General features: G+C 68.2%; 9 protein-coding genes. 1 reads left to right on the top strand and 8 read right to left on the bottom strand.

The window, feature by feature from the left end:
• Positions 1–109: 109 nt before the first annotated feature.
• Positions 110–649: an RNA polymerase sigma factor gene (locus ITP53_RS50575; RefSeq protein WP_195902639.1), complete on the bottom strand. Its 540-nt coding sequence runs from the start codon at positions 647–649 to the stop codon at positions 110–112.
• A gap of 108 nt (positions 650–757) precedes the next feature.
• Between ITP53_RS50575 and ITP53_RS50570 the strand changes: the two genes are divergently transcribed.
• Positions 758–1495 (top strand): class I SAM-dependent methyltransferase, encoded by a 738-nt coding sequence (locus tag ITP53_RS50570; protein WP_195902638.1) that lies wholly within the window; start codon positions 758–760, stop codon positions 1493–1495.
• Positions 1496–1500: 5 nt separating this feature from the next.
• On the opposite strand, the gene ITP53_RS50565 is transcribed toward ITP53_RS50570, so the two are convergent.
• The 7 genes from ITP53_RS50565 to ITP53_RS50535 form a co-directional block, all read right to left on the bottom strand.
• On the bottom strand, positions 1501–2391 hold the full coding sequence (locus tag ITP53_RS50565) for a carbohydrate ABC transporter permease (RefSeq protein ID WP_236052085.1): 891 nt from the start codon (positions 2389–2391) through the stop codon (positions 1501–1503).
• The gene (locus ITP53_RS50560) at positions 2391–3275 is read right to left on the bottom strand and encodes a carbohydrate ABC transporter permease (RefSeq protein WP_236052084.1); all 885 of its coding nucleotides are present in this window, start codon (positions 3273–3275) and stop codon (positions 2391–2393) included. Before ITP53_RS50560 ends, ITP53_RS50565 begins: the two co-directional genes overlap by 1 nt.
• Positions 3276–3344: 69 nt before the next feature.
• Positions 3345–4610, bottom strand: coding sequence for an extracellular solute-binding protein (locus tag ITP53_RS50555; protein WP_195902640.1), 1266 nt, complete (start codon positions 4608–4610; stop codon positions 3345–3347).
• Between the two features lie 209 nt (positions 4611–4819).
• A complete protein-coding gene (locus tag ITP53_RS50550; protein ID WP_195902637.1) occupies positions 4820–6691 on the bottom strand; it encodes an acyl-CoA dehydrogenase family protein in 1872 nt (623 codons plus the stop codon).
• A gap of 459 nt (positions 6692–7150) precedes the next feature.
• Positions 7151–8296 carry an acetyl-CoA C-acetyltransferase gene (locus tag ITP53_RS50545; RefSeq protein ID WP_195902636.1) on the bottom strand — a complete coding sequence of 382 codons (1146 nt, stop codon included), beginning with the start codon at positions 8294–8296 and terminating at the stop codon, positions 7151–7153.
• Positions 8297–8368: 72 nt separating this feature from the next.
• Positions 8369–9022, bottom strand: coding sequence for a hypothetical protein (locus tag ITP53_RS50540; RefSeq protein WP_195902635.1), 654 nt, complete (start codon positions 9020–9022; stop codon positions 8369–8371).
• Between the two features lie 24 nt (positions 9023–9046).
• Positions 9047–9817: a class F sortase gene (locus ITP53_RS50535; RefSeq protein WP_195902634.1), complete on the bottom strand. Its 771-nt coding sequence runs from the start codon at positions 9815–9817 to the stop codon at positions 9047–9049.
• Positions 9818–9915: the final 98 nt, after the last annotated feature.

Genomic DNA, 9915 nt, shown 5'->3' with positions numbered 1-9915 from the left:
GGGTTCGAGGCGGGCGCGTACGGCGGCGGCGACGTCGCCGGGGGGTGGGGCAGGGACGTCGATGAGGTCGCCGAGCGCGAGCAGCTCCGCCTCCAGGTCGTCGAAAGGCTCACGCGAGTTCATTGCCCACCTCCTCCCTCAGCCGGGCCAGCCCGCGATGGGTGCTGGACTTCACGGTGCCGACCGGCCAGTCGAGCACCTGTGCGGTCTCCGCCTCCGTCAGTTGTAAGAAGTACCGGCACACGACCGCCTGGCGTTCCCGCTCGGGGAGTCCGCGTACCGCCGCCAACAAGCGCGAGCGGCGGTCGGTGGCCACCGCGGCGCCCTCGGGGTCGTCGGGCGCCGTCACGTCCGCGGTGGCGCCGAGCCGGAGCGCCAGCTCGGATCTGCGCCCCCGCGACCGGGTCAGGTTGTGCGTCTCGTTGGCCACGATCCGCAGCAGCCACGGCCGGAACGGCGCGTCCCTGCGGAAGGACGCCAGATGGCGGAACGCCTTGACGAAGGCCTCCTGGACCACGTCCTCTGCCTCGTCACCTGCGCCGAGCATGGCGGCGGTACGGTGAGCGAGCGCGCTGTAACGGGCGACCAGCGCCTCGTAGGCGGCCAGATCACCGTCGAGCGAGCGGGCGATCGCCTCGTCGTCGTCCATGGCGGGACCACCGTATCCGAGGCCGGTTTTCGCGTCGTCATGTGAATCCCGGCGGTGGCATGGGCATTAGACTCGGTCAATCCATGCGCCCTGCGAAGGAACGGGATTATGTCTTCTGGGTATGACCGTGTAGTACAACCGGCCGCCGGCGACGAGGCCTTGGAAAACCACCTGGGTGGCGACGAGGCCAAGAACTATCGGCAGTACGAGTTCGACATGGTCGCCCCGCACGTCGGCCGGTCGGTGCTGGAGATCGGGTCGGGGCTCGGCCACTTCGCCGAGCAGTTCCTGCCCCGCATCGACAGGCTCGTGGTCAGCGACTTCGACCCCTACTGCGTCGAGCAGCTCGCCAAGCGCTTCGAGGGCCGCGACGACATCGACGTCCTGCAGTTCGGGCTGCCGACCGACATCCCGCTCAAGGACAAGGTCGACACCGTCATCATGATGAACGTCCTGGAGCACATCGAGGAGGACGCCGAGGCCCTGCGCTCGCTGGGCCGCGTCACGCTGCCGGGCGGGCGGATCATCATCTGGGTGCCCGGCTACCCGCAGCTCTACGGCGACTTCGATCGCAAGGTGGGCCACGTCCAGCGCTACACGCCCAAGACCCTCGGCAGGACGGTCGCCAAGGCCGGGCTCGACGTCGAGGTGCTCAAGCCGATCAACTTCCTGGGCGGCATCGCCTGGTGGGCGGCCGTTCGCCGGGGTGGGGTGGGCTACCCGGACCCGCGCCTGGTCAAGATCTACGACCGGACCGTGGTCCCGCTGACCCGGCTGATCGAGCGTTTCGTCCGGCCGCCGTTCGGCCAGACGGTGTTCTGCGTGGCCCGGGTGCCCAAGCAGTAGCGGGGCTACTTGATGGAGCCGGCCGTCAGGCCCCCCACCACCTTCCGCTCGATCAGCGCGAAGAGGATGATCACCGGGATGGTGGCGATCACGGAGCCGGCGAACAGGTTCTGCCAGTCGACCTGATACTGGCCGATGAAGGAGTTCAGGGCCACCGTGAGCGGCTGGTTCTCGGTGGTCGTGGTGAGGGTCAGCGCGACCACGAACTCGTTCCATGCCGCAATGAACGTGAAGATCAGCGCGGTGATGACGCCGGGCATGGCGAGCGGCAGCGTGATCCTGAAGAGCGCGCCGAAGCGCCCGTTCCCGTCGATGAACGCGGCCTCCTCCAGCTCACGCGGGATCGAGGCGAAGTACGCGTTCAGGATCCACACCGCGAACGCCAGGTTGAACCCGCCGTTGACCAGGATCAGCGACCAGATCGAGTCGACCAGCCCGAACTGGAAGAACTCCCGGTAGATGCCGACCACCATGGCCGTCGGCTGGAACATCTGCGTGATCAGCACCAGCACCAGGAACGCCGTGCGCCCCCTGAAGTTGTGCCTGGCCGTGTAGTACGCCGCCGGCAGCGCCACGAGCAGCACCAGGATCGTCGACCCGCCGGCGACCTTGAGCGTCACCCACAGGTTCCCGGCCAGGCCGCTGGTCCAGAAGTTGGCGAGGTTCGACCACACCCACTCCTCCGGCCAGAACGCCACATCGCGCAGCGAGTCCTGGGAACGCAGCGAGGTGAGCAGCATCACCAGGTACGGGAACAGGAAGACGAACGCGATGACGTACGCGCTCGCCGCGACGATCACCGTCTTGACCTTGGGCATGCGGCTCGGCCCGGCCCCTCGCGGCCTGGCGTGGTGCCGCGGCCCGGCGCTCTTCGGCGTCATCGTGTTGACGGCCATCACGCCACCTCCTTGTTCCACCTGGACACCCTGAGGAAGATCACGGTCAGCACGATCACCATGCCGAAGTTGACGACGGACATGGCGGCGGACTCACCGATGTCGGAGCCCTTGAGGATGTACATGAGGATCGTCGAGGTGGCCGTCGAGTAGCCGGGCTGGCCGTGCGTCATCGCCCAGATGATCGGGAAGCTGTTGAAGACGTTCATGACGTTGATCAGCGCGGCCACGGTGAGCGCGGGGCGCAGCAGCGGCAGGGTGATCGACCAGTACGTCCTGAAGCGTCCTGCCCCGTCCATCGTGGCGGCTTCGTACACGTCGGAGGGGATGGTCGCGAGTCCGGCCAGCAGCGCGTACGTGGTGAACGGCACCGACACGAACACCGCCACGAACACCAGCCACGGCATCGCGCTGCCGGCGTCGCCGAGCTGGTCGGCGGCGGCCCCGCCCATGGCGTCGATCAGCCCCAGCTTCAGCCGGATCTGGTTGATCACGCCGACCTCGGGGTCGAGCATCCACTTGAAGATGATCGCGGTCATCAGCACCGACGCGGCCCAGGGGGCGATGAGCGCCCACCTGGCGACCTTGCGCAGCGGGAAGCGCTGGTTGAACAGCTGGGCGAGGGCCAGCGAGATCAGCACGGTGCACACGACGACCGCGACCACCCAGATCACGCTGCGCACCATGATGTCGGCGAAGTCCTTCTCGCCGAACAGCTTCGTGTAGTTGTCCCACCCGGTGTACCCGCGCTCCACGCCGAGCCGGCTGATCTCGAGGAACGAGGACCTGATCATCTCGATCACGGGCCAGAGCACGACCAGCGCGATCAGCACGATGGCGGGCCCGACCCACGCGAAGGGTTCCAGGGCGCGCAATCTCTTCATAGCAAACCTTTCCAGGACGGTACGGCCGGCGCACGCAGGAGAGCGCCGGCCGTACCGGATCTCGATGGATCAGCCGGCCGCTTCAGCGGTCTTCTGGAGCTCACCGAGGACCTGGGCCGGGTCGTCCTTGACGGCCCCGCCGATGGTCTGCTTGATCGCCGGGTTCAACTCGGCCCACTTGGGGTCCTGGAACGGGTAGAAGCTGGCGTTCGGCAGCGCTTCGAGGAACGGCTTGAGCTTCTCGTCGCCGGACAGCTTCTCGATGCCGCCGTTGGTGACGGGCAGCAGCTTGTAGGTGTCGGAGATCTTCTGCGCGGCGGTGCCGGTGTAGAAGAAGTCGAAGAACTTCTTGATCTCGGCGGCGTGGCCGTTCTTGTTGAACGCCATGATCCAGTCCATGACGCCGAGCGTGGTGTCGAGCGCGCCGGTCTTGCCGGGGATCGGCACGACGCCGTAGTTCTTCAGCCCGGCCGCGTCGAAGATCGGGATGGACATGGGGCCGCCGTTGACCATGCCGACCTTGCCGGCCCCGAAGTCCTCCCAGACCGTCTTGCGGTCCTTGGTACCGGGGTTCGGGGTGGTCAGGCCCGCGTCGACGAGACCCTTCATGTACGTGAACGTCTCGACGTTCTGCGGCGAGTTGATGGCCCACTTGCCCGAGGCGTCCTGATAGCCGCCGCCGTTGCCCAGCATCCACAGGAACGACTCGGCCTGGGCCTCCTCCTGGCCGAGCGGCAGGCCGAACGGCTGCGTGACCCCGGCCGCCTTCAGCTTCTCCGCGGCGGCCTTGAGCTCGTCCCACGTCTTCGGCGGCTCGGCGACGCCGGCCTTCTCGAACAGGTCCTTGTTGTAGAACATTGCGCGCGCGGAGGAGACGAACGGGATGCCGTACGCGGCGCCGTCGACCTTCCCGAAGTCGGCGAACTTCTGCAGCATGTCGCCGGAGACGTTCGGGGACAGGACCTCGTCCACCTTGTACAGCAGCTGGTCCTGGACGAACCCGGAGTAGTCGCCGGTCTGCAGGATGTCGGGCACCTGGCCGTTCTGGACCATGGTGGCGACCTGCTTGTCGATGTCGTTCCAGTTGATGACCTGGACATCGACCTTGATGTTCGGGTTGGCGGCCTGGAACTCGTCCACGACGCCCTTCCAGAACGTCTCGCCCGAGTTCGGCTTGCCGGGGCCGTCGCCGTAGTCGGCGGCGACCATCTTCAGCGTGACCTGGCCCCCGCCCGAGGCCGAGGTGTCGGCGCCGCCTCCGGAATCGCCGGAACCGCAGCTGGACAGGACCAGCATGGTGGCGAGGCCGAGAGCGGCGCCGCCCACAAGCTTCATCTTCACTGGAGATACCGCCTTCTCGTCGGGCGGGTGACGCTGGTCCGTACCAGCCAACGGACCCCGCCCAGGGGGATGGAGGCGCGCGAGCCACGGCTCAACGCGTTTGCGCCAGAGTAAGCCCGTATTCACGGGCCGGTCTATACCGGACCATATCGGTTTGAAAACACTCGGGCGCGAAAATGCTCACGACCGGTCTAGACCGGCTGTCAGAGGATCTTTCGCCGTACGCTCTCCCCGCCCTGAGGGCTGCCGATCCACGGGCCCTCGATGGACGGGTCGAGGATGCCCTCCTCGACGAAGTCGTAGCGGCCTTCGAGCACGTAGCCTGCCAGTCGCACGTCCTGGTCGTCGCTGTTGTCCCAGAGCCGGTCGAACAGCGCGTCCACGCGGCGTCGCGCCTGGTGGCAGAAGGTGTCGGCCAGCTCGTACGGCCTGCGCCCCAGGTCCATGGAGTCCTCCTCGGCCTTGACGCAGACGGCAGTCATGGCGAACAACTCGGCCCCGATGTCCACGATCCTGGCGAGGAACGACTGCTTGTGCTCCAGCCTGCCCTGCCATCGGGACATGCCGTAGAAGGTGGACCGGGCCAGCTTCCTGCTGGTCCGCTCCACGAAGCGCAGGTGCGCGGCCAGCGGGCCGAAGTCGGCGTACGCGGCGGGCAGGTTGCCGGTGCCGGCCACCAGCGTGGGGAGCCACCTGGCGTAGAAGCGGCTGGCGCGTTTGAGCGCCTGGGTGCGTTCCTGGCGGGACGCGTCCGGGTTGATCAGCTCGCCGGCCGCCGACAGGTGCGCGTCCACCGCCTCCCGCGTGATCATCAGCCGCATGATCTCCGAGGAGCCCTCGAAGATGCGGTTGATCCGCGAGTCGCGCAGCATCTGCTCCGCGGGGACGCCGCGCTCGCCGCGCGCCGCGAGCGACTCGGCGGTCTCGTAGCCGCGCCCGCCCCGCAGCTGGACCAGTTCGTCCAGCGCCCGGTAGGACAGCTCCGAGGAGTAGAGCTTGGCCAGCGCCGCCTCGATCCTGATGTCGTTGCGCTGGTCGTCGGCCAGGCGGCTGGTCAGCTCACAGACGGCTTCGAGCGCGTACGCGGTGGCCGCGATGAAGGCGATCTTCGTGGCCACGGCCTCGTGCCTGCCGATCCTGTGCCCCCACTGGACGCGTTCGTTGCCCCACTCGCGAGCGATCTTGACGGCCCACTTGGCGTTGCCCGCGCAGGTGGCAGGGAGCGACAGGCGGCCGGTGTTCAGCGTGGTCAGCGCGATCTTCAAGCCCTGCCCCTCGCGCCCGATGAGATTCTTGGCAGGCACTCTGACCTGCGAGAACTCGGTCACGCCGTTCTCGATGCCGCGCAGGCCCATGAACTCGTTGCGCCGCTTGACGGTGATGCCCGGCGAGTCCGCCTCGACCACGAACGCGCTGATCTTCTTGCCCGTCCTGGCCATGACGACCAGGAGGTCGGCGACGACGCCGTTCGTGGTCCAGAGCTTGACGCCGTCGATCACGTAGTCGTCCCCGTCGCGGACGGCCGTGGTGGACAGGCGGGCCGGGTCTGACCCGACGTCGGGCTCGGTCAGCAGGAACGCCGACAACTCGCCCGCCGCGCACCTCGGCAGGAACTCCCGTTTCTGCTCCTCGGTGCCGAACAGCTTGAGCGGCTGCGGCACCCCGATCGACTGGTGCGCCGACAGCAGCGTGGCCAGCGCCGGGGAGTAGGAGCCGACGAGCATGAGGGCGCGGCAGTAGTACAGGTACGGCAGCCCGAGCCCGCCGTACTCCTGCCTGATGGTGATCCCGAACGCCCCGAGGCCGGCCAGCCCCTTGACCACCTCGTCGGGCACCAGCGCGGTCCGCTCGATGAGGGCCGGATCGACGTGCGCGTCCAGGTAGCGGCGCAACGCCCTGACGAACTCCTCCCCCCGCTTGGCGGCCTCGTCGGGCAGCGCGGGAACCGGATGCACGAGATCCAGCCGGAAGTCACCGAGGAAGAGCTGCTTGGCGAAGCTCGGGCGCGTCCACTCCTTCTCGCGCGCCTGCTCGCCGACTTCCCTGGACTCCGCGTACTTGGCGTGCTCAGTCATGGCACTCTCCCGACGTTGGACCGTCCTTGTGCTAGGAGTACTGCCCGCCTGACGGCTCACCGCGCCGTCTACGGCCGGTTTTTGTGGGGAACGGCGATGCGTTAATTGGGTTGCGCGGGGTTCCGGCGGCCCCGTACCTTCATGGACATGCGCCTTTACCCGTGATTCGCACTCAGCGACCAACCCGCCTCAGTCCATCAAGACGCGGCAGCTGAGCTTGTCGACCGGCCTTTACGAGCCGCGTCGTGAGTTACGTAAAGGAGCTTCCTCATGCGAGTTCGTGCGAGCAACAAAAAGAGCCGACCCCAACTGCCCGTGGTGCGGCCGATGCCCAAGATGCCGCAGCGCCCGATCGCGCCGCCCAGGCGCATCCCGCCCAAGGGCCGCTAGACAACTACCGGGATGGTAGTCAGCGAGCGCCGCCTCCCCTGTACGCCCGGAGGCGGCGCTCGCGCCTTCTCACAGTCTTTCGATGATCGTGACGTTGGCCTGGCCGCCGCCCTCACACATCGTCTGCAGCCCGTAGCGGCCGCCCGTGCGCTCCAGCTCGTGCAGGAGCTTGGTCATCAGGATCGCTCCCGTGCCGCCGAGCGGGTGGCCGAGCGCGATGGCGCCGCCGTTCGGGTTGACGCGGGCCGGGTCGGCATCGAACTCCTTCATCCAGGCCAGCGGCACCGGGGCGAACGCCTCGTTGATCTCGACGACGTCGATGTCGGCCATCGACAGGCCGGCCTTCTCCAGCGCCCGCCGCGTGGCGGGGATCGGCGCGGTCAGCATGTAGATCGGGTCGTCGCCCATGAGCGCGAGCTGGTGGACGCGGGCCCTCGGGGTGAGGCCGTGCTCCCTGACCGCCGCCTCTGACGCGATCAGCACCGCGCCTGAGCCGTCGGAGATCTGCGACGCCGTGGCGGCGGTGATCTGGCCGCCCTCCTTGAGGGTCTTCAGCCCGGCCATCTTCTCCAGGGTCGTGTCCGCGCGCGGCCCCTCGTCGTCCTCGACGCCGTTGATCGGCGCGATCTGGTCCTTGAAGTGGCCGTTCGCGATGGCCTTGGCGGCCCGCTGGTGGGACTCGAAGGCGTACTGCTCCAGGGTGTCCCGCTTGTAGCCCCACTTCTCGCACATCAGCTCAGCGCCGCGGAACTGCGAGATCTCCTGCTTGCCGTACCGTTCGGCCCACTTCTCGCCGAACGGGAAGGGCATGCCCTTCTCCAGGGCGGCGGTGATGGAGGAGCCCATGGGCACGACGCTCATCGACTCGACGCCGGCCGCCACGACCAGGTCCTGGGTGCCGGACAGGACGCCCTGGGCGGCGAAGTGGATCGACTGCTGCGAGGAGCCGCACTGCCGGTCGATCGTGACACCGGCGGTGGTCTCGGGCAGACCCGCCGACAGCCAGGCATTTCTCGCGATGTCCATGCTCTGGGGGCCGAACTGCATGACACACCCCATGATGACGTCCTCGACCGCCGCGGGGTCGACCCCGGTGCGGTCGATCAGCGCCTTCAGCGTGTGCGCGGCCAGGTCGGTGGGGTGGACGGTGGAAAGGCCGCCCTTCTTCTTTCCGACGGGGGTGCGGACCGCCCCGACGATGTACGCCTCTGCCACAGTGCCTCCTGGAAACCGAGCATCATTCGGTTACTAGGCCGAGACTACAACAGAACGATGCTCGGTGCCTGCTCACGCCGGCGGCAGGAGATCCTCCGCCGCGTCGACCCTGAACCGCCACCGGTCCACGACCAGGCCGTTCAGCGCCTCGGACAACTCCAGGGCAAATGTGCCCAGTTTGGCGGGCTCCTCACCACGCAGCTCGATCGCGGTGAGCTCGGTCGCGAACGGCACCAGCTCCTCCACGGCCGGGGGGCGTCCCTTCAGCGGCACCACCATGGCCCGGATGTCGCCCGCCGTGAACACGGCCTCGTCCTCTTCATCCGGCTCCAGCCGGGGCGCCAGCTCGTCGGCCGTGGGGCGTACCGGGAGGACGACGGCGGGGCCGCTCGTCTCGTCGTCGGCAGGATCGCACACCTCGCCCCGGCACACCGCGAGTCCCTTGAGCCGGAAGGCGATGCCCTCGGCCAGGTAGCGGTCGAAGAAGTCCAGCGGCAGCGGCCCCTCGGCGGCCACGCGTACCGCCCAGACCTTCTCCAGCTCGCCGCCCACCAGGTCGCTCTCGGCCTCGACCGGGGCGCACACGCGCACGTCGGTCGCCACGATGTCGTCACCGTCCCGCCGCGCTGCGGGGTCGGCTAGCTGGACGATCCGCAGCAACTCGGCCGGGTCGGGTTTGGCCGGCAAGGCCGCCGTCGGACCTGTACGCAGTCTCCGCTTGGCCATCCAGCCCATGCCAGCCTCCGCCGCTCAGCTTCGATAGGAGCTCGTCATCGTCGCGTAGACGATGACGTTGTCGGTGTAGTGCCCAGTGTTCCTGTTGTACGTGCCGCCGCAGGTGATGAGGTGCAGCTGGGCGTTGTCCTGCGGCCCGTACACGCGCTGCGTCGGGAACGTCGCCTTGCTCGCCTGCTCGATGCCGCCGACGGTGAACACGGCGGTCGTCCTGTCCTGGCGCTTGACCTCGATCGTGTCGCCGTGCCTGAGCTCGGGGAGCCGGTTGAACACCGCGCTGCGCGTCCGGGTGTCCTTGTGACCCAGCAGCACGGCCGGGCCCGCCTCACCCGGGGTCGACATGTTCCTGTACCACCCGGCCAGGTTGGGATTGTCGGCCGGCGGCACCTCGATCGTCCCGTTCTTCGCCAGCCCGACGGACTTGATCGGCGCGTTGATCCCCAGCCGCTTGATCACGATCCGGACGGGGGTCGACGGCAGCATCGGAGGCGCCGGCTTGATCTCCGGCAGCGGCGGCGGCACGTCCGGGGCCGCCTGGAACAGCGCCTGCTGGGGGTCGCCGCTGGCATTCCCATCCGGCTGCGCCTCCACCGTCAGCGGGTCCCGGTTGCTGGCCAGGCCGTACTCGTCGGGGGACTTCAGCACGATCAGCAACCCCGCCACCACCGTCACGACGCCGGCGATGGCGGCCACGATGAGCACGGTCCTGAGCGCCGTGCTCCCCTTGTCCTCAGGCGGCGGCGGAACCGGCGCGCCACCGTAGGGGTTGTAGTACTGCCCGGACACGACCGTCAGCCCTTGATGGAACGCCGGCGCATGACCAGCCCACCCACGGCCGCGACCCCGACGAGCGCGGCACCCGTCAAAATGAACGCCCTCCCATC

It is taken from the genome of Nonomuraea cypriaca, from assembly GCF_015645445.1.
GTDB lineage: Bacteria > Actinomycetota > Actinomycetes > Streptosporangiales > Streptosporangiaceae > Nonomuraea > Nonomuraea cypriaca.
The sequence above is the reverse complement of the archived record's forward strand: the minus strand, read 5'-3'. Positions and strand labels throughout refer to the sequence as shown.